Consider the following 25,187-nt stretch of genomic DNA (forward strand, 5'->3'; position numbering starts at 1 on the left):
GCACGGGGGAATTGGTTTTCCTGACGAAAGGGATCCAATGGCCATCCATACTGCCGGCACGCCCATGCCCGGCACCGCCACCGCACCACGCACCAACCGCGCCCGGGTCGGGCTGGCAGTCATCGCCAGCACCGCGATGGCCGCGGCCTCGATCAGTGTTCTCACGCTCACGCCGGCAACGCCCGCCCAGGCCGCCGGCCTCTCCCCGTTCGACATCGTCGGTCGCGGTGCCACCGTGCCCTTCGTCGAGCAGGAGGCGGAGAACGTCGCCCACAACGGATCGAAGATCGGCCCGACCCGCTACTACGGTCAGCTACCCTCCGAGGCCTCCGGTCGCGAAGCGGTGACCCTGGACGCGGTCGGCGAGTACGTCGAGTTCACCCTGACCAAGCCGGCCGACGCGGTGACGTTCCGGTACAGCATCCCGGACAGCCCGTCCGGCACCGGCCGGGATGCCAGCATCGACCTGCGGATCAACGGCAACGTGGTCAAGGCCGTCCCGGTGACCTCGAAGTACGGCTGGTACTACGGGGGATACCCGTTCAACAACAACCCCGGCGACACCAACCCGCACCACTTCTACGACGAGGCCCGGACCCTGTTCGGGGCGACCTACCCGGCCGGTAGCAAGGTCCGGTTGCAGGTCAGCTCGACCGCGCAGTCACCCACGTTCACCATCGACCTGGCCGACTTCGAGCTGGTCGGCGGGCCGATCGCGAAGCCGGCGAACGTGATCGACGTGGTGACCGACTTCGGTGCCGACCCGACCGGCGCGACCGACTCCACTGCCGACTTCCAGGCGGCGGTCGACGCGGGCGCGGCCCAGGGCCGGGCGGTCTGGATCCCGCCGGGCAACTTCACCCTCTGGGACCACGTGGTGGTCGACCGGGTGACGCTGCGCGGCGCCGGACCGTGGTACTCGGTGCTCGGTGGCCGGCACCCCACCCAGCGCAACCGGGCGGCCGGCATCTACGGCAAGTACGTGCCCGGTGGCGGTTACACCGGGGGCGTACGCCCGCACGAGGCGAACGGCCCGAGCCGGAACGTGACCGTACGGGACTTCGCCATCATCGGCGACATCCAGGAGCGGATCGACGACGACCAGGTGAACGCGTTCGGTGGGGCGATGACCGACTCGGTCATCGACAACATCTGGATGCAGCACACCAAGGTCGGCGCCTGGATGGACGGCCCGATGGACAACTTCACCATCCGCAACAGCCGGATCCTGGACCAGACCGCGGACGGGGTGAACTTCCACACCGGGGTCACCAACTCCACGGTGACGAACACGTTCGTCCGCAACACCGGTGACGACGCGCTGGCGATGTGGGCGCAGAACGTGCCGAACGTCAACAACTCATTCACCCACAACACCATCGGGGTCACCCTGCTGGCGAACCACCTGGTCAGCTACGGCGGTCGGGACATCAAGATCACCGACAACGTGACCGCCGACTCGCTCACCAACGGCGGCGGCATCCACGTCGCCAACCGCTACCCCGGCGTACAGGGGGCGACGTCGGTGCTGGGCACCTGGACGATCGCCCGCAACACCCTGATCCGCAACGGGAACTCCGACTACAACTGGAACTTCGGCGTCGGGGCGATCTGGTTCTCCGCCCTGAACCAGGGGTTCCAGAACCCCACCATCAACATCACCGACACCGACATCCTGGACAGCTCGTACGCGGCGCTGCACTGGATCGAGGGGCAGACGAACGGCATCAACCTCAACAACGTCAACATCGTCGGCGCCGGCACGTACGCGCTCCAGGTCCAGGCGGCCAGCCAGGTCTCCTTCACCAACGTACGGGCCAGCGGGATCGCCCAGCCGAAGCCGATCCACAACTGCGTCGGCAGCGGTTTCCAGATCACCCAGGGCGCCGGCAACTCGGGTTGGTACACCGCCACCCCGGACTGCGGCCCGTGGCCGGCACCGGTCTGGAACAACGGGCCGACCAGCCCGCCGCCGACCGGTACGCCGCCGCCGACGACCCCGCCCACCACGCCGCCGACGACGCCCCCGACGACCCCGCCGACCACGCCGCCGACCAACGGCAACCTGGCCCAGGGCAAGGTCGTCACGGCGACCAGCACCTCGCAGGCGTACGTGCCGGCGAACGCCAACGACGGCAACGCCGCCAGCTACTGGGAGAGCGTGAACGGCGCCTTCCCGCAGTCGCTGACGGTCGACCTCGGCGCGGTGGTGAACACCGACCGGGTGGTGGTGAAGTTGCCGCCGGGCTGGGAGACCCGTACCCAGACCTTCGTCGTGCAGGGCTCGGCCGACGGGTCCTTCCCGCCGATCGTCCCGGCGGCCGGCTACACCTTCAACCCGGCCACCGGTAACTCGGTGTCGATCACGCTGCCCTCGGCGAACCGCCGCTACCTGCGGTTGGCCTTCACCGGCAACACCGGCTGGCCGGCCGCGCAGGTGTCCGAGTTCGAGGTGTACGGCAGCGGCACCACGCCGCCGCCCACCACGCCTCCGGTGACGACACCCCCGCCGACCACCGCGCCGCCGACCACACCCCCGCCCACCACGCCGCCGGTCAACAGCAACCTGGCGCTCGGCCGGCCCACGACGGTGACCAGCACGGTCGACGTCTACGGCGGCGCCAACGCGGTCGACGGGAACCCGAACACCTACTGGGAGAGCGCCAACAACCAGTTCCCCCAGTCGATCACGGTGGATCTCGGGCAGGTCCGGTCGGTCTCCCGGGTGGTGCTGAAGCTGCCTCCGGCGGCAGCGTGGCAGACCCGTACGCAGACGCTGTCGGTGCTCGGTTCCACCACCGGCCAGGTCCCGTACGCGACGCTCAAGGCATCGGCCGGCTACTCCTTCAATCCCGCCTCGGGTAACACCGCCACGGTCACCTTCCCGGCGACCTCGCAGCGCTACCTGCGGCTCACCTTCACGGGCAACACCGGCTGGCCAGCGGCCCAGCTCTCCGAGTTCGAGATCTACGCCTCCTGAGGCGTACGGCAGGAGCCCTTCCCGTCACCCCGGTAACGGGAGGGCCCTGCCACACCCATCGGCTCGGAGGGTGCCGTCGGCGTACCCGTGGCAGGAAGGTGTCGTTCCGTATGTCCAGGTTCAGCAGTGATCGGGGTCGGGCAACGTCCGCCCGCCCCGCTGCCCCTCGTGGGCTTGCGCACCACCGCCCCCATCTGACGTTCCAGCCCGAAGTTGGAGGAACGCAATGAGATCCCACCCCGTCCCCTGGCGCCCGCTGGCGGCGATCCTCGCGACCGGCATGGTCGCGACGCTCGCCCCGGCGGTCCCCGCCTCCGCCGCACCCGCCAGCCCGGCGAGTGCGACCAACCTCGCCGCCGGCAAGGCCGCCGCGGCGACCAGCGCCAGCACCGGTCACACCGCCGACAGAATCGCCGACGGTGACCAGGCCAGTTACTGGCAGGGCAGCGGCGCCTTCCCGCAGACCGCCGCCGTCGACCTCGGCAGCAGCACCAGCATCGACCGGGTCACGCTGAAGCTGCCGAAGGGCTGGGCGAAGCGGACCCAGACCCTCGCCCTCCAGGGCAGCCCCGACGGTACGTCGTACAGCACGATCGTCGGTCGGGCCAGCTACACGTTCAGCCCCACCTCGGGCAACCTGGTGACGGTCAAGTTCCCGGCCACCACCACCCGGTACGTGAAGGCCGACATCACCGCCAACAGCGGTGCCACCGCCGGTCAGCTCGCCGAGTTGGAGGTCCACCCGGCGGCGGTGTCGAACGTCAACCTCGCCGCCGCAGCGGCGGTGGTGTCGTTGACCGCCAGCAGCACCGCCGACGTGTACGGGCCGGGCAACGCCGGTGACGGCAACGCCAGCACCTACTGGGAGAGCGCGAACAACGCCTTCCCGCAGTGGCTCCAGGCCGACCTCGGTTCCGCCGTCGGGGTGAACCGGGTGGTGCTGAAGCTGCCGCCGGCCGCCGCCTGGGCGACCCGTACGCAGACGCTGAGCGTGCAGGGCAGCACCAACAGCGGTGGCCCGTTCAGCACGATCGTCGGCTCGGCCGGGTACACCTTCAACCCGTCCACCGGCAACACCGTGACGATCAACTTCAACCAGACCACCGCCCGGTACATCCGGCTGAACATCACCGGCAACACCGGTTGGCCGGCCGGTCAGATCTCGGAGTTCGAGGTCTACGGGCCGACCGAGGGCGACACCCAGGCGCCGTCGGCGCCGGGCAGCCTGGCGTACACCGAGCCGGGGTCCGGGCAGATCCGGTTGACCTGGAACGCCTCGACCGACAACGTCGGCGTCACCGGGTACGACATCTACGCCAACGGCACGCTGCGCACCAGCGTCGCCGGGAACGTGTTGACGTACACCGACAGCCAGCCGGCGACCGCGACGGTCGCGTACTACGTGCGGGCCAAGGACGCGGCGGGCAACCAGTCCGGCAACAGCAACACGGTCACCCGTACCGGCACGCCGGGCGGGGACACCCAGGCGCCGACCACACCGGGCACGCTCTCCTTCACCGAGCCGGCCGCCGGGCAGATCCGGTTGGCCTGGGGCGCGTCGTCGGACAACACCGCCGTGACCGGGTACGACATCTACGCCAACGGAGCGGTCCGGGCGAGCGTCGCCGGGAACGTGTTGACGTACACCGACAGCCAGCCGGCGACCGCGACGGTCGCCTACTACGTCCGGGCGAAGGACGCGGCGGGCAACGTCTCCGGCAACAGCAACACGGTCACCCGCACCGGCAGCACCCCCGGCGGCTCGAACCTGGCCGTCGGCAAGCCGGTCACCGCCTCGGGCTCGACCTTCACCTTCGTTCCGGCGAACGCGAACGACAACAGCCTCACCACCTACTGGGAGGGGAACAACTTCCCGAGCGTGCTGACCGTGGCGCTCGGCGCGAACGCCTCCGTCAACTCGATCGTGGTGAAGCTGAACCCGGACTCCGCCTGGGGTCCGCGTACGCAGAACATCACCGTGCTCGGCCGGGAGCAGAGCAGCAGCACCTTCACCACCATCTCGGCCGCGCAGGGTTACAGCTTCAGCCCGTCGACCGGTAACACGGTGACCATCCCGGTCAGCGCCACGGTCGCCGACGTGCGGCTGTCGATCGCCTCGAACAGCGGCGCTCCGGGTGGGCAGGTCGCGGAGATCCAGATCATCGGCGTACCCGCGCCGAACCCGGACCTGACCATCACCGGCCTGTCGTTCACCCCGGCCGCGCCGGTGGAGACCGACGCGGTCACCCTGTCCGGCACGGTCCGCAACGCGGGAACCGCCGCGTCGCCCGCGACCAACGTCAACTTCTACCTGGGTACGACGCTGGCCGGCACCGCCGCCGTCGGCGCGCTGGCGGCGGGCGCCTCCACCACCGTCACCGCGAACGTCGGTCCGCGCGACGCGGGTACGTACCCGCTGAGCGCCAGGGTCGACGAGGCCAACACGGTGATCGAGCAGAACGACGCGAACAACAGCTACACCAACCCGTCGTCGCTGGTCGTCTCGCCGGTGGCCAGTTCCGACCTGGTGGCCAACGTGAGCTGGTCGCCGAGCAACCCGGCGGCCGGCAGCACGGTCACCTTCACGGTGGCGATCAAGAACCAGGGCACGATCGCCTCCGCCGGTGGCGCCCACGGCATCACGCTGACCGTCGTCAACCCGGCCAACGGTGCGGTGGTGCGTACGCTCACCGGCTCCTACACCGGTGCGATCGCGGCCGGTGCCACCACCGCCCCGGTCACCCTCGGCACCTGGGTCGCCGTCAACGGCCGGTACGACGTCCGGACGGTGCTCGCCGACGACGCCAACGAGTTGCCGGTGAAGCGGGGCAACAACACCAGCGTCACCGGCTTCTTCTCCGGTCGCGGCGCGAACCTGCCGTACGAGATGTACGAGGCGGAGGAGGCCGTGGTCGGCGGCGGCGCGCAGGTCGTCGGGCCGAACCGGATCATCGGCGACCTCGCCGGTGAGGCGTCCGGTCGTCGGGCGGTGACCCTGAACTCGACCGGCAACTTCGTCGAGTTCACCACCAAGGCCAGCACGAACACGCTGGTCACCCGCTTCTCCATCCCGGACGCGCCGGGCGGTGGCGGGATCAACTCGACGCTGAACGTCTACGTCAACAACGTGTTCCACAAGGCGATCCCGCTGACCTCGAAGTACATCTGGCTCTACGGGGCCGAGGCCAGCCCGGGTAACTCTCCGGGTGCGGGTGCGCCGAGGCACATCTACGACGAGGCGAACATCTTCCTGGACTCGACCATCCCGGCGGGCAGCAAGATCAAGCTCCAGAAGGACGCCGCGAACACCACCACGTACGCGATCGACTTCATCAACACGGAGCTGGTCGCCGCGGCCGGCAACCCGGACCCGGCCCGGTACGCCGTACCGGCCGGCTTCACCCACCAGGACGTGCAGAACGCCCTGGACCGGGCCCGGCAGGACGCCAACCTGATCGGTGTCTACCTGCCGGCGGGCACCTACCAGACCCAGTCGAAGTTCCAGGTGTACGGCAAGGCGCTCCAGGTCGTCGGTGCCGGTCCCTGGTACACCCGGTTCGCCGCCCCGGCGAACCAGGAGAACACCGACGTCGGCTTCCGGGCCGAGGCGTCGGCGAACGGCTCGACCTTCGCCGGCTTCTCGTACTTCGGTAACTACACCAGCCGCAACGACGGTCCGGGCAAGGTCTTCGACCTGTCCCGGGTGTCGAACATGACGTTCGACAACATCTGGGTGGAGCACCAGATGTGCATGTTCTGGGGCCTCGGGGTCAGCAACATCACGATCAAGAACTCCCGGATCCGGAACACGTACGCCGACGGCACGAACATGACCAACGGCAGCACCAACAACCTGATCACCAACGTCGAGGGGCGGAGCAACGGTGACGACGCGTTCGCACTCTTCTCCGCGACCGACGGCGGCGGCGGGGCGAACACCGACAACGTGTTCGAGAACCTGACGGCCACGCTGACCTGGCGTGCGGCCGGTCTGGCGGTGTACGGCGGACAGAACAACGTCTTCCGCAACCTGTACATCGCGGACATGCTCACGTACTCCGGCATCACCGTCAGCTCGCTGGACTTCGGGTACTCGTTCACCGGGTTCGGCCCCGGTCCGACAACTATCGAGAACGCCTCGATCGTCCGGGCCGGTGGTCACTTCTGGGGTTCGCAGACCTTCCCGGCGATCTGGATATTCGCCGCCTCGAAGGAACTCCGCGCCATCCGCATCAACAATGTGGACATCGTGGACCCGACGTACCACGGCATTATGTTCCAGTCGAACTACAGCGGCGGCCAGGCGACCCAGGCCGTCACGGACACCGTCTTCACCAACATCTCGATCAGCGGTGCCCAGAAGAGCGGTGACGCGTTCGACGCCAAGTCCGGCTTCGGCATCTGGGCGAACGAGTTGCCCGAGCCCGGTCAGGGCCCGGTCGTGGGCTCGGCCACCTTCAACAATGTCCGGTTCAGCAACAACTTCCAGAACATCCGCAACACCACGTCGACCTTCACCCTCAACATCAACCCCTGACCGGGGACGATGCGTGTAGGTAGGCGGTAACAGGTGCCGCCGGGAGGCCAGTCCTCCCGGCGGCATCGCCGTGTCCGGCCCCGCCCGACTACCGCCGAACGGGGTTCGTGATGACGTTCGGTAATCGGTCGTATGATCACCCAATGTCAGCAGCTCCGGTACGGTTCGGCCTGGTCGGCTACGGCTTCGGCGGGCGATACTTCCACGCGCCACTACTCGCCTCGGCGCCCGAGTGCGAGCTGGTCGGCGTCGTGACGACGTCACCCGCGCGCCGCGACGAGCTGGCCTCGGACCAGCCGGGTACGCGCGCCTTCGACTCGCTCGCCGCCCTGGTCGCCGAGGGCGTGGAGGCGGTCGCGATCTCCACCCCGGCGGCCACCCACCTGGCCCTGGCGCGGGAGGCGATCGGGCTCGGGCTGGCGGTGGTCGTGGACAAGCCGTTCGTGCTCGACCCGGTGGCGGCACGGGAGACCGTCGAGCTGGCCGAGCGTTCCGGCGTCGTACTCAGCGTGTACCAGAACCGGCGCTGGGACTCGGATCTGCTCACCGTACGTAAGCTCATCGCGGATGGGGAGTTGGGCACCGTCACCCGCTTCGAGTCGCGGTTCGAGCGGTTCGCCCCGCAGCCCGGCCCGCCCGCCGCCGGTGGCGGGACCCTGCTCGACTTCGGCAGTCACCTGGTCGACCAGGCGTTGACCCTGTTCGGACCGGTCGACCGGGTCTACGCCGAGATGCGGGTACGCGACGATCTCGACGGCCGCGACGACGACTTCTTCGTCGCGTTGCAGCACACCGGCGGGGTCCGGTCCCAACTCTGGGGTAGCTGGGTCCAGGGTGCGCCCGGTCCCCGGTTCCGGGTCACCGGCACCACCGGAAGTTACCTGGTCGACGGGGTCGACGGGCAGGAGGAGGCACTCATCGCCGGCCGGTCACCGGCCACCGAGGGCGACCGTTGGGGCGTGGAACCAGAGGACCGCTGGGGCCGGATCCGGCGCGGCACGACCACCACCGTCGTACCCACCGAGCGCGGCCGTTGGGACACCTACTACCCGGCCTTCGCCGCCGCCGTACGCGGAACCGCCCCGGTCCCCGTCGACCCCCGCGACGCCGTCACCAGCCTCCAAATCCTCACCGCCGCCCGCCGCAGCGCCACCCAGGGCGAGGTCATCACCTGTTGATCATGAAGTTAGCGCAACTTTTGAGCCCGGCGGGCGCGCTAACCTCATGATCAACGGCGTCGGGGTGGTGGTGGGGTGGCAGGGTGAGGGGGTGGGGGCGCGGGGGGCGGGGGGCGGTTGTGCGTAACTGGCGGCGGGTGCTCGCGCTGGGCGTACGCGGGTTGTTGGTGGTGCTCTGGGTGCTGTGGGCGGCGCTGGCGTGGTGGTCGGCGCCCCGCCCCGCCGACGCGGACCAGGCGCGACGGGACATCGCGGCCGGTGTGGTGACCAATGTCGACAGTGGGACGGGTTGGGGCCGGGAGGGGTTCTGGGGCTGGAGACCGAGTCTGTGGGGCGGACCCGACGGGAACCTCGTCGCCTGGACGACGGAGACCGGACGGATCAGGTACACCGACGTCGGGGTCGGACGCTCGGTGCAGACGCCGGACCCTCGGGGCGGCACCGAAGCGGTGTGGGTCCGACCGCTGGTCGAGGAGTTGCGGGCGGCGGCGGGAGTCGAACGTACGGACATCGTCCACCCGATCACCCGTACGGCGTACTGGCTCGCGGTGTCCATGATGGCGGTGTTCCTGATCGCCCTGGTCTCCGGTCCGGCACCGATCCGGGGTACGAAGTTGTACTGGTTCTGGCTCTCCTGGATCCCGTTCGGGCTGGGCGTGCTCGCCTGGCTCGCCACGGAACAGTGGCTTCACAAACCGCAGACCGTCGCGGCGACGCGCCTCGTCGGCATCGACGGGCCGGTCGCGAACCGTCGTCGGGGCGGAGTCGAGGGCTTCGTGCTCGCCATCGTCATGGGGGTCGCGATCGACCTCGTGACGTACGGAGTGCGCCAACTGCTCGGGTCGGGCCTCGTACCGGGCTGAGCGGGGCACCCCGACACCGGTGAGTGCGACGGGCGGCCGTCGGGGTAACCGGGGACGGACGGCGGCGCGGCCCGACCGGGAGTGGTCGGGCCGCGCGTACCTCGGGAGGCGGGCCGGTCAGTCGGCCGAGCCGCCGGAGTCGGCGGAACCGCCCGAGTTCGCCGAGTCACCGCCCCCGCCGCCGCGCTTGCGTACCGGGGCCGGCGAGTCGTCCGGGCTGTCGTTTCCCGCCTTCTGCTTCGCCGGGGCCTTCGCCGGGGCCGGCTTGCCCTTGTCACCCGCGCCGGTCGCCTTCTTCGCCGGCGGCGCCGGGGCGGGCGAGTCGGCGGCCGAGTCGCCCGCGCTGTCCGCCGACTCGGGCGACGGGTCGACCCACTGCGGATCACCGGGGCTGTCGGACGCCGAGTTCGTGGAGTCGAACGGCGACTGGTGCGGGCTGTCGGCCGACTCCGGCGAGTCGTCGGCGGCGGCACCCTGGCCGGCCTGGTCCACCTGGGTGTTCACCTGGATCGGGCTGACCTTGTCGCGTAGCTCGATGCTGTCGCTGGCGGTCGCCGCGCCGGCCGTGAGCCCGGCCACCAGTGCGGCGGCACCCGCCCCGGCGATGATCCGCCACGGTCGATTGATGCGCATGACATCCTCCTCGGTGTTTTCCTGCCTGTGTCTCCAGCGTCGGTCCCGTCGATGAGGTGCGACTGAGCCGGACGTGAGACCTCCTTCATCGGCTCCTTCGTCATCCCGGTCCCATCGCCTCGATCCACGAGCGCTGAGCTGTTGCCGGGGGCACCGGGAGAACAGCTCAGCGCGCGTGGATCAAGCGTGATCGGGCTGGCGGAGGCGGCGGGCGCTGTCGAGCCACTGGGCGGCCAGGTCCAACCGGTCCCGGGTGTTCGCCGGCCAGTCCTGTTCCTGCACCCGGTGCGGGCCGGTGGCCAGCGACAACACGACTGCGGCGGTCCGGTAACGCAGGTCGGCGGGGTCCACCACCCGCTCGAACGCGGCCAGGTACGCCGCCCCCGCCCGCAGGATCGTGCCGGCCCGGTCCCGGTTCATCCGGGCCAGCACCGACAGGTGCCCGAGCAGGCAGGCGAGATCGTCGAGCCGTTCGCCCGGTCCGGCGGTGTCGACATCGAGCAGACCGCAGATCCGGCCACCGGAGACGAGCAGTTGACCCTCGTACAGGTCGCCGTGCACGACGGTCGCCGGCTCCGGGCCGGCCTCGCACATGACCGCCTCGGCCACCTCCCGGGCCTGCTCCGCCACGCTGGGCAGCGCGGCGGCGAGCACCGAGGCGTAGTGCGGTGCCTTCTCCCGCCAGGACCGGCGGGGCGACCCGTACGCCAACTCGGGAGGCAGCCGGTCGAGCAGGCTCAGCACGGCCTGACCGGACGGCGGCGTCTGCCGGGCGTGCAGTGCCTGCCGCAGCGTACGACCGGGAAGCGCCTGCAACACCAGCAACCCGTCCGGGGTGTAACCCAGGCTCGGCGCGGCCGGCAGGCCGGCACCGACCAGCAGCCGGTGCCGATCGTGCAGGTCCCGCACCTTGTCCGGGCGGACCACCTTCAGGAAGAGCCGGTGCCGGCGGCCGATCGCCTCGATCACCGCCCGCCGCCGTGGGCGGTACGCCCGGACCTCCAACCGCACCGGCCCGCCACCGTCGAGGCCGAGGTCGCGCAGGAGTACGGCAACCGCCCGCTCGTCGTACGCGGTGCGCAGCGCCGGCAGATCCGGGTCGTACGGGAAACGCCAGGTCGCCACCTGCTCGGTGCCGTCGTCCAGTACCACGGTGCCGCGCGGTGGTCGACCGGTGCTGGCGGCCAGCCGCTCCTCCCGTACATGTCCGTCCGCCCACCGGATCCGGGCCTGGTACGCGGCCGTGGACCGGCGGCCCGGCTGGTGCTCGACCTGCGTGGCCCGCCAGGTGAGCAGTTCACCACCGGCCGGTCGCAGGGCGGTCCGCAGCAACTCCCCGGCGCCCGGCCCGGTGAGCAGGTCAAGATCGGGGTCGGGGCTGCTCCCCGGCCCGTCGGTGCTGGTGGTCATCGACATAATGGCGACGATCCCGGCACGGGATGAGCCCCGGATTAGCCGACGATGAGAATGCCCTCAGCTGTCGCGAATCCGCTGCGAGCCGGTCGTGTGTCGCGGATCAGCGGGGGAAACGCCAGCGGGTCTGGCTGTAGCGGCCCTTGCCGAAGCCGAAGGCGGTGGTCGGGGCGACCTCGAACACCAGCGCCTTACCACCCGGTCCGCCGGAGTGCTGGAACGCTCCGTCGTGGACGTCGAACCGCCAGTCGTCGCCGTACTTCGTGACGTAGGCGTCGGCGACCCGGCGCAGCCGCGCGTCGTCGGTCAGCCGGACCGCGTTGCCCTCGACCACCAGGTCCAGGCCCTCGTGCAGTTTGTTGCTGCCGGTGGTGAGCACACAGTGCGGGTTACCGGCGAGGTTGCCGGCCTTGCGCTCGTCGGGGCCGGTACAGAAGTAGAGCGCGGGTTCGAGCCAGACCCCGAGCAGGGGAGTGACGTGCGGCCGCCCGTCCGGTCGGACGGTCGACAGCCAGTAGATCTCGGCGGCGGCCAGGGTCTCGCGAGCCTGCGTCCAGCCGATGGCCTCGGCGTTGTCGTCGCTGTACCGGGCGTCCAGGTCGGTCACCGGTTCCAGGATGTCCATTACCAGCCCCCATCACAGCGCGTAGTTCGGTCGTCGCCGACGCTACCGCCCCGGTACGACACGTACGGGCAGGTCCGGGCCCCTCCCGCCGCCCCCGCCCGTACGCACCCATGAACGGCTCGTCGCCCACCAGCTCACCCCACCCGCCCCGCTGATCTAGGGCATATACGTGCTTGTTGATCTCCATTCACCACCATTTGCCCTAGATCAACGGGGCGAGGGGCGGGGCGAGGGGCGGGGCGAGGGGCGGGGCGGGTGGGCGGGGAGGGGCGGGGAGGGAGGGGTGGGGGTCAGGAGGGTTTTGCCGGTGGTGGTGCGGGACTCGATGGCGGTGTGGGCGGCGGGGGCGTGGTCGAGGGGGAAGCGCTGGCCGATCACGGGGCGGAGGCGGCCGGCTGCCGCCTCGGCCAGGGCACTCTCGGTGTACGGGCGGATGTCGGCGGGGCGGAAGGCCGGCCGGATCGCCCGTACACCGCGCCGCTCGGCGGCCTCCTCGTCGATGTCCGCCCACTCGCCACTGGCCAGGCCGAAACTGAACATCCGGCCGCCCCGGTCCAGCAACTCGAAGGCGGCACGGGCGATGGTGCCGCCGACGCCGTCGAAGACGACGTCGACACCGCCGACGGCGGCGCGTACCCGATCGGTCCAGTCCGGTTGGCGGTAGTCGACGGCGACGTCGGCGCCGAGGTCCCGCGCCAGTCCGAGCTTGTCCGGGCCGCCGGCCGCCGCGACCACGGTGGCGCCGGCCGCCCTGGCGAGTTGCACCAGCAGTGTGCCGACCCCGCCGGCCGCCGCCTCCACCAGCACCCGTTCCCCGCCGACCAGCCCGGCTGTCCGGACCAGCCAGGTCGCTGTACGCCCGTCGGCGAGCAACGCCACCGCGCTGTCCAGGGCCAGCCCGTCCGGCACCGGGAACAGGCCGGCGGCGTCGACCGCGACCCGTTCGGCGTACCCGCCGGAGCCGCCGGTGCTGCTCACCACCGACCGGCCGACGAGGTCCGGGTCGACACCGGGGCCGACCGCGCTCACCACGCCACCCACCCCGTTGCCCGGGATCATCGGCAGTTCCGGCCGGTACGGGCCGGCGCCGGTCGCCCGGAACTGGGTCTCGACGAAGGTGATGTTGACGAACGCCACCTCGATCAGTGCCTGTCCGGGCCCGGCGACCGGGTCCGGGGCCTCGCCGGGCACGAGCTTGTCCGGCCCGCCGAACTCGGTCAACCACACTGCGCGCATGACGCGTACCTCCGGCGTCGTTCCCGATCCCTACCCCGTAGAGCATGCAACCTCAACCATGGTTGAGGTCAACCACTCCCGCGACGACGCCGGCAGGTCAGCCGGCCAGGCGGTAGCCGATCCCGCGTACGGTCTGGATCAGGTTGGTGCCGAGCTTGCGGCGCAGGTAACCGATGTAGACGTCCACCACGTTCGAGCCGGGATCGTGCGCCAGTCCCCAGACCCGGTCGAGCAACTGCTCCCGGCTGAGCACCTGACCCGGATGGCGCAACAGCGTCTCGGCGAGCAGGAACTCCCGCCCGGTCAACTCGACCAGTTCCCCGTTCACGGTCGCGGTACGGCGTACCAGGTCGAGCCGGATCGGCCCGGCCTGGACCACGGTCGGGGTGGCCTGCCCGTGCTCGCGCAGCCGGGCCCGCACCCGGGCCAGCAGCTCGTCGAAGCTGAACGGCTTGGTCATGTAGTCGTCGGCGCCGAGGTCGAGCCCGGCGACCCGGTCCGGCACCGCGTCCCGGGCGGTCAGCACGATCACCGGCAGCCGCTCGCCCCGCGCCCGGAGCTGGGCCAGTGCGGCCAACCCGTCCTGGCCGGGCAGCCCGAGGTCCAGGATGAGCACGTCGAAGTCACCGCTGCGGGCGGCGACGGCGACCTCCACCCCGCTGGTCACCACCGTCGTCACGTAGCCGGCCGCGCGCAGGCCCTTGGTCAGGAACGAGGCGATCCGCGGCTCGTCTTCGGCGATCAGCACCCGGTTCACCGCAGACCTCCGATCGGCTCGGGCACGACCGCGGTGGCGGGCAGGACCAGGGTGAAGGTGGAGCCCACGCCGGGGACGCTGTCCACCGCGACGGCACCCCGGTGGGCCTCGGCGATCACCGAGACGATCGCCAGCCCCAACCCGGCGCCCTCGGCTCGGGCACGGGCGTGTTCGGCGCGGGCGAACCGGCCGAAGATCCGTTCCCGGTCCTCGGGCTCGATGCCCACCCCGGTGTCCCGTACGGCGAGCAGCACCCGGCCCGGTTCGGCCTGGCCGGGGTGTTCCACCCGGGCGGAGAGTTCGATGGTGTCTCCCGCGCTGGTGAACTGGACCGCGTTCTGGGCGAGCTGCATCAGCGCCTGGGTCAGCCGCTGCCGGTCGGCGACGACGGTGACCTCCTCGATGGCGCCGATCCGCCAGTCCCGGTCGCCCAGGGCGACGGCCTTGGCGTACACGTCGTGCATCATCAGCGCGACCTCCACATGGTCGGGGTGCAGGAAGTCGGGTTGCTCGGCCTTGGCGAGCATGAGCAGGTCGTTCACCATCCGGTTCATCCGGTCCAGCTCGTCGGTGACCAGTGCGATGGTCTCGGCCCGGTCGTCCGGGTCGTCGCCCATCAGCTCCAGGTGCCCCCGGACGATGGTGATCGGGGTACGCAGTTCGTGCCCGGCGTCGGAGACGAACGCCTGCTGCGCGGCGAACGCCCGGTGCAGCCGGCCGAGCATGCCGTTGAAGGTGTGCGCCAGGTCGGCGACCTCGTCGGTGCCGGTGACCTCGATCCGGCGGGAGAGGTCGGTCTCCTCGATCGTGCGCGCGGTCTCGGTGACCGTCCGCAGTGGACGCAGTGCCCGGCCCATGGCCAGGTAGCCGCCGGCCGCGACGACCACGATCACCAGCAGGCAGGCGAGCGCCATCAGGCGTACGGCGTCGTCGATGTCAGCCCGCCGCTCGGCGCCGAACTCGACCACGACCACCTGGCCGCGTACCGCGCCGTCGATCATCAACGGTACGGCGAGCCAGCGCGCCGGACCCTCGGGGCCGTCGTTGATCCGCCCGTACGCGCTCTCGGTCAGCCCCGCCCAGCGGCGCATCAGTTCGGCGTCACCGCTGAGGTCGTACGGTGGCGCCTCGGTCGCCCGGTAGAACGCCCCGTCGACCAGGACCAGCACCGCCTCACCGGCCTGCGGTTCGTTGCGCAGCAGGTACGTGTCGGCGATGGCGCGCAGATCGGGGCCGAACGGCTGCCCGCTCGCCGGGTCACGGCCGCCGACCAGTCGACGGAACTCGGTCACCTCCTGACGCATGTCGGTGCCGATCCTGTTCTCCAGCTGGTTGAGCAGCACCTGACGGATCACCACCACCGAGGCGAGGCTGGCGACCGCGAGCAGGGCCAGGGCCCACCCCAGCAGCCGCAGCCGCAGGCCGAGGCCGAGCAGCCGCCGCAGCGGTCGTACCGCCGGTTCAGTCGTCCCCGTCGTCGTCATCGCCGGCATCGTCGTCGTCATCGCCGCCGGACCGCTCGTCATCGTCATCGTCGTCATCGCCGCCGGAGCGCTCGGAACCGGAACCGGAACCGGCAGGTCCGTCGTCGTCTCCGCCAGCGGGTCCGTCGTCGTCCCCGCCGGTCGGTCCGTCGTCGTCCCCACCAGCGGGTCCGTCGTCGTCTCCGCCGGTCGGTCCGTCGTCGTCCCCGTCGTCGCCGACGGCGGGTTGGCCGGCGTCGCGGTCATCGTCGCCTCCGGGGTTGGCGGGGCCGAGGCTCGAACTGCCGGTCGGGTCGGCTCCATCGTCGGTCTCCGTCTGCGCTGCCGGACTGATGATCTGGATCGCCGGGACCTGGTCGGGCGGGAGCAGCGCCGGCAGACCGACGCCGGTGAGCAGGCCCACCAGCGCCGCCAGACCGATCCCGGTGGCGACCTTCTGTGTGCTCATCGCACCAAGGGTGCCTACCCGCGATAACCAACCGATGAGAGCCGGATGAGAAGCCTCTCATCGAAGGATCGTCCCAGCTCAGCGGCACGACGCCAGATAAAGAAGTTTTCACCTTCGGCTGAGCGTCGACTTACGCACCCGCTGAACACTGGCGGCCACTGACCACAGACCGACCGTGGGGGCGGCATGAGTAACAGCAGACCATCGACCACATCCAAACGCAGATCCGGCGGCAGAACGAGACGCCGCCGGATCTGGCTCTCGGTCATCGCGGCGGCATCCCTGTTGACCACCATGGTCGCCGTACAGCCCGTCTGGGCGATCACCTTCACCGTCAACAGCACCGCCGACGCGGTCGACATCAACATCGGTAACGGCATCTGCCGGACCAGCGCCAACACCTGCACGCTGCGCGCGGCGATCCAGGAGGCGAACGCGACGCTGCCCGGTGACACGATCCAGGTGCCGGCCGGCACCTACCAGATCACCCGTGCGCCGGCCGGTGACAACGGCGACGACACCGGTGACTTCGACATCCTCAGCCCGCTGACCATCATCGGTGCCGGCGCCGCCGGGACCATCCTCGACGGTGGGCAGGCACCGGCCGGCTCCCCGGTCGAACGCCGCGGGCTGGACCGGCTGCTGGAGATCCACGACAGCGCCGGCAACGTCACCGTCTCCGGGCTCACCCTGCGTGAGGGGTACGACTCCGAGCAGGGTGGCGCCGTGCTCAGCGTCTCCGCCGGGGTGGTACGCCTCCAGGGCGTCACCGTCCAGGACAGTTACGCCGGGGTCTCCGGTGGCGGCATCGACCTCGACGGCGAGGGCCGGGTCGAGATCAGCGGCTCGACCATCAAGGGAAACACCACCGGCGGCGACGGCGGCGGCATCTCCAACCAGCACGAGGTCGAGCTGGCACTGACCGACACCGCGCTCACCGGGAACACCGCCGGTGCCGACGGCGGCGGTCTGAGCAGCGTCTCCAAGACCCGGCTGACCGTCACCCGGGGCACCGTCTCCGGCAACGCCGCGCACGGCAGCGGCGGTGGCGTACTCGCCGACTCGGAACGGGCCAGCACGATCCGCAACACCGTCTTCACCGGCAACTCCGCCGGTGACCCGGTCTCCGGTGACGGTGGTGGTGGCGGTCTCTTCCTCGGCGGCAGCGGCGGGGCAACGGTCACCGGGGCCTCGTTCACCGAGAACGAGTCGATCGCCGAGGGCGGCGGTCTCGCCATCGGATCCGACGGCCCGGTCACGGTCAGCGACAGTACGGTCCGGGACAACACGTCCGAGGCCGGCGGCGGTGGTGTCGAGAACGACGGCCAGCGGGTCACCCTGACCCGGCTGACGATCACCGGGAACACCGCGGCAGCCGACGGTGGCGGCATCGAGAGCCAGGGCAGCGGCGCGTTCTCGGTCATCGACACCACGGTCAGCCAGAACACCGCCGAGCACGGTGGCGGCTTCGCCAACGTCGCCGACGGCACCCTCCAGATCACCGGCTCCACCTTCTGGGACAACCGGGCCAAGCAGTACGGCGGTGGCATCTACAACGCCAGCGACGCCGAGGCGCTGATCGAGAACACCACGTCCTCGGGGAACGTCGCCCAGGTCGCCGGTGGTGGGCTCTACACCGACGCGGACGCCGGCCTGCGGGTGGTCAACGCCACCATCAACCGTAACGTCGCCCCGCACGGCGCCGGCATCGGCGACGAGCCGGGCGGCTCGGTCAACTTCCCGGTCGAGCCGAGCCAGTCGGTGATCCTGCGCAACACCATCGTCGCCGGCAACCTCTACAGCCCGGAGTGCAGCTTCGCGGTCGGTTCCGAGGGCGGCAACCTGGACAGCGCCGACTCCTGCTACCTGCGCGGCAGTCGGGACCGGTCCAACGCGGGCGACCCGAAGATCGACGCGATCGCCGACAACGGCGGCCCGTCGATGACGCACGCGATCCAGGACGACAGCTTCGCCCTGGACGGCGGTGTCGCCCCGTGCGCCGAGGTCGACCAGCGTGGCATCACCCGGCCGAAGAACACCACCTGCGACATCGGCGCCCTCGAACACGAGGGACCGTTCCCGGCGGCCGACCTGACCCCGCCGGAAACCTCGGTGGTCTCCGGGCCGACGTTCGCGGCCGAGCGGGCCACGTTCACCTTCGCCGGCACCGACAACTCCACCCCGGTCGCCGAGCTGCTCTACGAGTGCCGGGTGCTGGTCAACGACCCGACCGAGCCGCCGGACCCGCCGGACCCGACCGAACCGCCGGACCCGGAGTTCATGTTCGTCGGCTGCCCGAACCCGTACGAGGTGCTCGACATCGAGTTGGGCGAGAACACCCTCGAAGTACGGGCGATCGACCGGGCCGGCAACGTCGACCCGACCCCGGCGGTCTGGGTCTTCACCGGTGGCGAGGACATCACGCCCCCGGAGACGATCTTCGCCAGCACCCCGCCGAACCCGAGCGCGGGCCGTACGGCCACGTTCTCGTTCCAGGGCACCGACGACCTCACCCCGACCAACCTGCTCGAATACGAGTGCCGGATCGACAGCACCGACGACCTGGCCTGGTTGGAGTGCGCCAGCCCGTGGAGCTTCTCGAACCTCACCACCGGTTCGCACACCGTGCAGGTACGGGCGATCGACGAGGGCGACAACATCGACCCGACCCCGGCGACGTACACCTGGACGGTCGGTTCGCCGGTCGACTGCGACGCGTCGAACGTGATCCTCGGTGCCAACGCGGACTCGTGGATCGACGAGTCGAACACCGTGGAGAACTTCGGCATCTCCGAGGGGCTCAGTGTCCGCTCGCGGGCACCCGGCGAGGACGCCCGTACGCTGATCCGGTTCCCGCTGCCGACCGACGTACCGTCGGCCTGTGAGCTGACCGGGGCGACCCTGCGGATGCACGCGGACGGCGAGACGGGTCGGACCCTGGAGGCGATCCCGATCGCCTCCGCCTGGGACGAGATGCAGGTGACCTGGGCCAACCAGCCCGGCACCGTCGGCGTCGCGGCGACCACCGGCTCCGGTGCCGGCTTCCGCGAGTGGAACGTGACCGGCCAGGTCGCGGCGATGCTCGGCGGGGCGGCGAACCACGGCTTCCTGATCCGGGACTCGGCCGAGGAGGGCGAGGGTGACGACTCCTCGTTCGCCTCGCGCAACACGATCGCCGAGCCGCCGCTGGTGCCGCAGCTCGTGCTCCGGTTCGACGGTCCGGGGGCCCCGCAGCCGCCCGCGCCGCCGACCCCGGTCGCGACGACGGTCACCTGCGGCCAGGTGCTGACCCAGAGCACCCGGCTGCTCAACGACCTGACCAACTGCCCGCTCGACGGGCTGGTCATCGGTGCGCCGAACATCGAGGTCGACCTCGACGGGCACACCATCGACGGGCCGGGTTACTTTCCCGGTCAGCCGGGTTCCCCGATCGAGCTGCCCGAACTGGGCGGCCCGGCCGGCGTACGCAACGTCGGGTTCCAGAACGTCATCGTCACCGGCGGTACCGTGCAGCAGTTCGCGTACGGGATCTCCGCGATGGCCGGCACCCGGTTCAACCTCTACGAGGACCTGACCGTACGCGAGAACGCGGTCGCCGGAATCGAGCTGTCGAACGCCGACGACGGTCGCAACGCCAACCAGGTACGCGGCAACACGTTCGACGGCAACGAGATCGGTGTCGCCCTCGTCGCCGGCTCGGAGAACAGCGTGGTGGCGGAGAACAGCTTCACCGGCAACCTCGGGGTGGCGCTCTGGATGCAGGACGCCAGCGGTCACCTGATCGAGGAGAACACGGTCAGCGGGGTCACCGCCGATCCGACCATCGGCAGCGACGGTGGCTTCCTGCTGGAGGACTCCCGCGACAACCGGCTGATCGGCAACACCCTGTCGGACAGCGGTGACGGCGGCATCCTGATCACCGAGGGTTCGCACCGGACCCTGGTGCAGGGCAACACGATGACCCGTACCGGCGATGCCGGGGTGACGGTCGAGGACTCCGACCAGATCCAGGTGATCGGGAACGTCTCCCACCTGGCGGCGGACTCCGGCATCGGTCTCGGCGGGTCCAGCCACAGCGTGGTCCGGGACAACGACGTCCGGTACAACCCGGGCGGCGTGGAACTGGAGGGTTCCAGCGACAACCTGGTCGAGCTGAACGACGCCAGCTTCTCCGGTGGCGCCGGCATCTCGGTCGGGCCGGGCTCGCTGCGCAACCGCATCCTCGACAACGCCGTCTTCGGCTCGGCCGGCGGCGGTATCGCGGTCGAGGGCGCGGCGGTCGACCCGGAGGGCGTGCCGCTCGGCGCGAACGTGGTCGAGCGCAACGAGGTGATCGGTAACCAGGGCGACGGCATCTCGGTGCCCGAGGCCGGGCACCGGTTGGCCGACAACGTGGTGCACCACAACGCGGCGTTCGGCATCGACGCCGCCGAGGAGGGCACCATCGACGGCGGCGGCAACGTCGCCAGCGGCAACGGTGAGCCGGAGCAGTGCCGAGGCGTGGTCTGCGGTACGGGTACGCCGGGTGCGCCACCGGCAGCGGACATCACCGGGCCGGACACCGTACTGACGTCGACCCCGCCGAACCCGAGCAGCAGCCTCACCACGATCCACTTCGGGTTCACCGGTACCGACAACCAGGCCCCGCCGACCGCACTGCGCTTCCAGTGCCGGCTGGACCCGCCGCCGGACCCGCCGGCGCCGGAGCCGGATCCCGGTGACCCGCCGCAGCCGCCGGACGTCGACAACTGGGTCGAGTGCGTCAGCCTGACCTCGTACCACTTCCTGTTCGCCGGGGTGCACCGGTTCGAGGTACGCGCGATCGACCCGTCGGACAACGTGGACCTGACCCCGGCGACGTACACCTGGACCGTGGCGGCGATCCCGCCCGGCCCGGACTCGACCCCGCCGAACACGACCATCTTCTCCACGCCGGACCAGGCGGCCACGACTCCGGTTGCCGTCTTCGGCTTCCGGGGCAGTGACAACTCGTCGCCCGGCCCGAACCTCAGTTACCAGTGCCGGTTGGACTCCGCGCCGTTCGGGCCGTGTCTGAGCCCGAAGACGTACTCCGGGTTGGCGCTGGGCGTGCACACCTTCGAGGCGCGCGCGGTGGACCTGGCCGGCAACGTCGATCCGACGCCGGCCTCGTACACCTGGACCATCTCGCCGGCTCCGGCGGACAGCACCCCGCCGGACACCACCATCGATTCGGCACCGGACGCCAACACCGTCAGTACGGACGCGAGCTTCACCTTCTCGTCCAGTGAGGCGGACTCGACGTTCGAGTGTTCGTTGGACGGCTCGGCGTTCACGGCGTGCACGTCGCCGGTGACCCACCTCGGGCTCTGGACGACCACGCACGAGTTCCGGGTCCGGGCCACCGACCCGGCGGGTAACACCGACCCGACCCCGGCGGCACACGCCTGGACGATCCGTCCGGCACCGGTACCGACGCAGGTCAGCTGCGGCCAGACGCTCACCCAGAGCGTGCTGCTGACGAACAACCTGACCAACTGCGGCAACGACGGTCTGGTGATCGGGGCGGCCGGTATCACGGTCGACCTGAACGGGTACGGCATCGACGGCATCGGGCAGGGGGTCGGTATCCGGAACAACGGTCACGACCAGGTGACCGTCACCAACGGCACGGTCGGTGGCTTCGACTACGGCCTCCAGCTCAACGCCGGCACCTTCGGCAACATCATCGGCAACCTGACGCTGACCCAGAACCAGGAGGCGGGCATCCAGCTCGCCGACGCGGACAACGGCAACGCCGGCAACCTGCTCCGGGGCAACGAGCTGACCGGGAACGCGGCCGGCATCGTACTGACCGGTGGTACCCAGGGTGCCCTGCTGCTGGACAACACGATCAGCGGCAGTGCGTTGGAGGGCATCCACCTGGTGGGTGCCAGCGGCAACCGGGTCGAGGCGAACCGGGTCAGCGGATCCAGCGGTACGGGCCTGTGGCTGGAGGGGTCGAGCAACAACACGATCGTGGGCAACACGATCCTCGACAACTCCGACGCGGCGGTGACCCTGGAGGCGGCGTCCAACGGCAACAAGCTGGAGGGCAACGAGCTGACCGAGAGCGAAGCCGGCATCAACATCGTCGAGTCCAGCGGCAACGACGTCATCGCGAACATCGCCACGAACCACAGCGATGGCGGGATCAGCCTGGAGGCCGCGCTGAACAACGTACTGCGCGGCAACGACGTGCGGTTCAACAGCAGCGGCATCGACCTGCACCAGTCGTCCGGGAACCGGATCGAGTCCAACGACGCCAGCGACTCCTCGTCGACCGGCATCGGGCTCGGGTCGGAGTCGCTGAACAACGTGGTCACGTTGAACACGGCCAGCGGCAACTCGTCGGAGGGCATCTCGGTCGAGGCGGAGGTGTTGCCGGAGAGCACCGAGCCGGGCAACATCATCGACCGGAACGTCACCGGCAACAACAGCAGTGACGGCATCTCGGTCAACAAGGCGGGGCACCGGATCTCGGCCAACACGGCGAACAACAACGGTGGCTGGGGCATCTACGCCGAAACCGGGAACGTCGACGGTGGCGGTAACCGGGCCTCGGGCAACACCGAACCGATGCAGTGTTACCAGATCTCCTGCGACGGTTCGGCGCCGACACCGCCGGAGGTCGCACCGCCGGACACGTTGATCGTCGACGAGCCGTCGAACCCGAGCAACAGCACGTCGGCGAGCTTCACCTTCACCGGGATCGACGACAACACCCCGCTGTTCGATCTCGGGTTCGAGTGCCGGCTGGACAGCACCAACGAGGCCGACTGGGTGGAGTGTGAGAACCCGCAGACGTACGGCAACCTGACCGCGGGTACGCACACCTTCCAGGTACGGGCGGTGGACCTGTCCGACAAGGTCGACCCGACACCGGCCACGTACACCTGGGTGGTGGCGTTGTCGCCGCCCGGCGTACCGCCGGTGACCACGATCAGTGCCGGGCCGACGGCCGAGACCGCCGCGCGCAGTGCGCTGTTCACCTTCTTCGCCAACGAGGACGCGACGTTCGAGTGTTCGTTGGACGGGTCGGTGTTCGCCGACTGTGTGTCGCCGGTCTTCTACGAGGATCTGCTTCCGGGTACGCACGAGTTCCAGGTCCGGGCACGCGACGCGGAGGGCAACGTCGAGCCGACGCCGGCCACCCGCGCCTGGACGATCACCGGTCCGCCGGTGGTCACCCTGGTCGTCGCTCCGGCGGCCGAGGATCCGAGTACGACCGCCACGTTCGCCTTCACCGCGAACGAGCCGGTGATCCGGTTCGAGTGCTCGCTCGACCTGGGTCCGTTCACCACCTGCGTCTCGCCGGTGGACTTCGCGAACCTGGCCATCGGCGACCACTACCTTCGGGTACGCGCCGTCGACCTGGACGGGGTCACCTCCGGCGAACAGGAGTGGGCCGAGCACGAGTGGGCGGTCGTTCCGGGTCCGGACGCCACCCCGCCGACCACGGTGATCAACACCGGGCCGGCGAACCCGAGCGCGGTCGGTACGGCGAGCTTCACCTTCGCCGGTTCCGACAACGTCACGGCTCCGGCCGGGCTGATCTTCGAATGCCGCCTCGACAGTCAGAACGAGGCCGATTTCGTGGAGTGTGTGAGCCCGCACGGCTATCCGAACCTGGATCTGCCGGCCAACCTGGAGCCCGGTCCGCACGTGTTCGAGGTGCGGGCGATCGACCAGGAGGACAACGTCGACCTGACCCCGGCGAGCTACGCGTGGACGGTGGCCGGTACGCCCACCGCGCCGCAGACCACCATCGCGTCGGCGCCGGACCTGGCGACCACGGCCACCACGGCGACGTTCACCTTCACCTCCAGCCAGGCGGGCTCGACCTTCCAGTGTTCGCTGGACGGGGCGGCGTTCGCGGCGTGCACCTCGCCGCGTACGGTCACCAACCTCGCGGTCGGTGACCACACCTTCGAGGTGCGGGCGGTCAGCGCGAACGGGACTCCGGACCAGAGTCCGGCGGTCTTCGAGTGGACGGTGGAGCCACCGCCGGACACGACCGCGCCGCAGACGTCGATCGGCACCACGCCGCCGGCGACGACGACCAGCCCGACCGCGGCGTTCACCTTCACCGCGGACGAGCCGGGCTCGACCTTCGAGTGCTCGCTCGACGCGGGGGCCTTCGGGCCGTGTGTCTCCCCGGTCAACTACACCGGGCTGGCCGCCGGAACGCACCAGTTCCGGGTACGGGGAACCGACGCGGCCGGGAACACCGACGCCACCCCGGCGACCTACTCCTGGACGGTCTCCGCGCCGCCGAGCTGCCTCACGCCGGGCTCGGTGACGCTCGGGGCCAACCAGGACAGCTGGGTGCTCCAGTCCTCGTCGTCGAGCAACTACGGCCAGGATTCGGCGATCAAGGTCGACAGCAAGTCGGGCAACAACGCCCGGGTGCTGGTCCGGTTCAACCTGCCGGCGATCCCGTCGGGTTGCCAGGTGACCGACGCGCGGTTGCGGCTGTACTCCGGGTCGTACAAGACCGGCCGGACGTTGCAGGCGATTCCGCTCGCGGCGACCTGGTCGGAGGCGAACGTCCGGTGGAACAACCAACCGGCGACCACCGGTACGGCGGCCACCGTGGCGTCGGGCAACGGCTACCGCGAGTGGGTCGTCCCCGCTCAGGTCGGCGGCATGTACGCGACCGGCAACTTCGGGTTCCTGATCCGCGACAGCGTCGAGAACGCGGGCGGGATGGAGCAGGCGTTCAACAGCAGGGAGAAGGGAAGTGACAACCCACCCCGACTGATGATCACCTTCGGCTGACCCAGCCGGCTTCCGAGCCGGCCGGTTGACATCGGCCGGTTGACCAGGGCCGCCCCCTCCGAAACCATCGGAGGGGGCGGCTCGTCATGCGTATCCCGATGAGCGGTACGCGAGTTCGAGGTGAACGCACCTTGAACAACACATGAACCACGGCGGGATTTTAGGTAAGAACGGCTAGTCGGAACGGCTATTCGCGTCCGAGCGCCCGCCGAGTCGGTCAAGCCATTCGATGAA

At 70.2% G+C, this 25,187-nt stretch carries 12 protein-coding genes; 5 read left to right on the forward strand and 7 right to left on the reverse strand.

From position 1 onward, the window contains the following. The first annotated feature begins 37 nt into the window (after window positions 1-37). From ACZ6QQ_RS02205 to ACZ6QQ_RS02220, 4 genes are all read left to right on the forward strand, one after another. Window positions 38-2,980, forward strand: coding sequence for a galactose-binding domain-containing protein (locus ACZ6QQ_RS02205; RefSeq protein WP_465873589.1), 2,943 nt, complete (start codon window positions 38-40; stop codon window positions 2,978-2,980). Between the two features lie 226 nt (window positions 2,981-3,206). Continuing rightward, complete coding sequence (locus ACZ6QQ_RS02210) at window positions 3,207-7,517, forward strand: discoidin domain-containing protein (RefSeq protein WP_465873590.1); 4,311 nt, start codon at window positions 3,207-3,209, stop codon at window positions 7,515-7,517. A 143-nt stretch (window positions 7,518-7,660) separates the two neighbouring features. Further along, the gene (locus ACZ6QQ_RS02215) at window positions 7,661-8,695 is read left to right on the forward strand and encodes a Gfo/Idh/MocA family protein (protein WP_465873592.1); all 1,035 of its coding nucleotides are present in this window, start codon (window positions 7,661-7,663) and stop codon (window positions 8,693-8,695) included. 119 nt (window positions 8,696-8,814) lie between these two features. Then, window positions 8,815-9,558 carry a hypothetical protein gene (locus ACZ6QQ_RS02220; protein ID WP_465873594.1) on the forward strand — a complete coding sequence of 248 codons (744 nt, stop codon included), beginning with the start codon at window positions 8,815-8,817 and terminating at the stop codon, window positions 9,556-9,558. A gap of 117 nt (window positions 9,559-9,675) precedes the next feature. On the opposite strand, the gene ACZ6QQ_RS02225 is transcribed toward ACZ6QQ_RS02220, so the two are convergent. From ACZ6QQ_RS02225 to ACZ6QQ_RS02255, 7 genes are all read right to left on the reverse strand, one after another. Then, the gene (locus ACZ6QQ_RS02225) at window positions 9,676-10,191 is read right to left on the reverse strand and encodes a hypothetical protein (RefSeq protein ID WP_465873596.1); all 516 of its coding nucleotides are present in this window, start codon (window positions 10,189-10,191) and stop codon (window positions 9,676-9,678) included. Between the two features lie 180 nt (window positions 10,192-10,371). After that, a complete protein-coding gene (locus ACZ6QQ_RS02230) occupies window positions 10,372-11,601 on the reverse strand; it encodes a hypothetical protein (protein ID WP_465873597.1) in 1,230 nt (409 codons plus the stop codon). A gap of 106 nt (window positions 11,602-11,707) precedes the next feature. After that, on the reverse strand, window positions 11,708-12,229 hold the full coding sequence (locus ACZ6QQ_RS02235; protein WP_465873599.1) for a pyridoxamine 5'-phosphate oxidase family protein: 522 nt from the start codon (window positions 12,227-12,229) through the stop codon (window positions 11,708-11,710). Window positions 12,230-12,436: 207 nt separating this feature from the next. Further along, window positions 12,437-13,465 carry a zinc-binding dehydrogenase gene (locus tag ACZ6QQ_RS02240; protein ID WP_465873601.1) on the reverse strand — a complete coding sequence of 343 codons (1,029 nt, stop codon included), beginning with the start codon at window positions 13,463-13,465 and terminating at the stop codon, window positions 12,437-12,439. A 97-nt stretch (window positions 13,466-13,562) separates the two neighbouring features. Beyond that, complete coding sequence (locus tag ACZ6QQ_RS02245) at window positions 13,563-14,222, reverse strand: response regulator transcription factor (RefSeq protein WP_329105237.1); 660 nt, start codon at window positions 14,220-14,222, stop codon at window positions 13,563-13,565. Beyond that, window positions 14,219-15,706 carry a sensor histidine kinase gene (locus tag ACZ6QQ_RS02250; protein WP_465873604.1) on the reverse strand — a complete coding sequence of 496 codons (1,488 nt, stop codon included), beginning with the start codon at window positions 15,704-15,706 and terminating at the stop codon, window positions 14,219-14,221. Before ACZ6QQ_RS02250 ends, ACZ6QQ_RS02245 begins: the two co-directional genes overlap by 4 nt. Then, complete coding sequence (locus ACZ6QQ_RS02255; RefSeq protein ID WP_465873605.1) at window positions 15,684-16,154, reverse strand: hypothetical protein; 471 nt, start codon at window positions 16,152-16,154, stop codon at window positions 15,684-15,686. Before ACZ6QQ_RS02255 ends, ACZ6QQ_RS02250 begins: the two co-directional genes overlap by 23 nt. A 294-nt stretch (window positions 16,155-16,448) precedes the next feature. Between ACZ6QQ_RS02255 and ACZ6QQ_RS02260 the strand changes: the two genes are divergently transcribed. Then, complete coding sequence (locus ACZ6QQ_RS02260) at window positions 16,449-24,953, forward strand: right-handed parallel beta-helix repeat-containing protein (RefSeq protein ID WP_465873786.1); 8,505 nt, start codon at window positions 16,449-16,451, stop codon at window positions 24,951-24,953. The last annotated feature ends 234 nt before the right edge of the window (window positions 24,954-25,187 follow it).

The organism is Micromonospora sp. NPDC049529 (genome assembly GCF_055586685.1).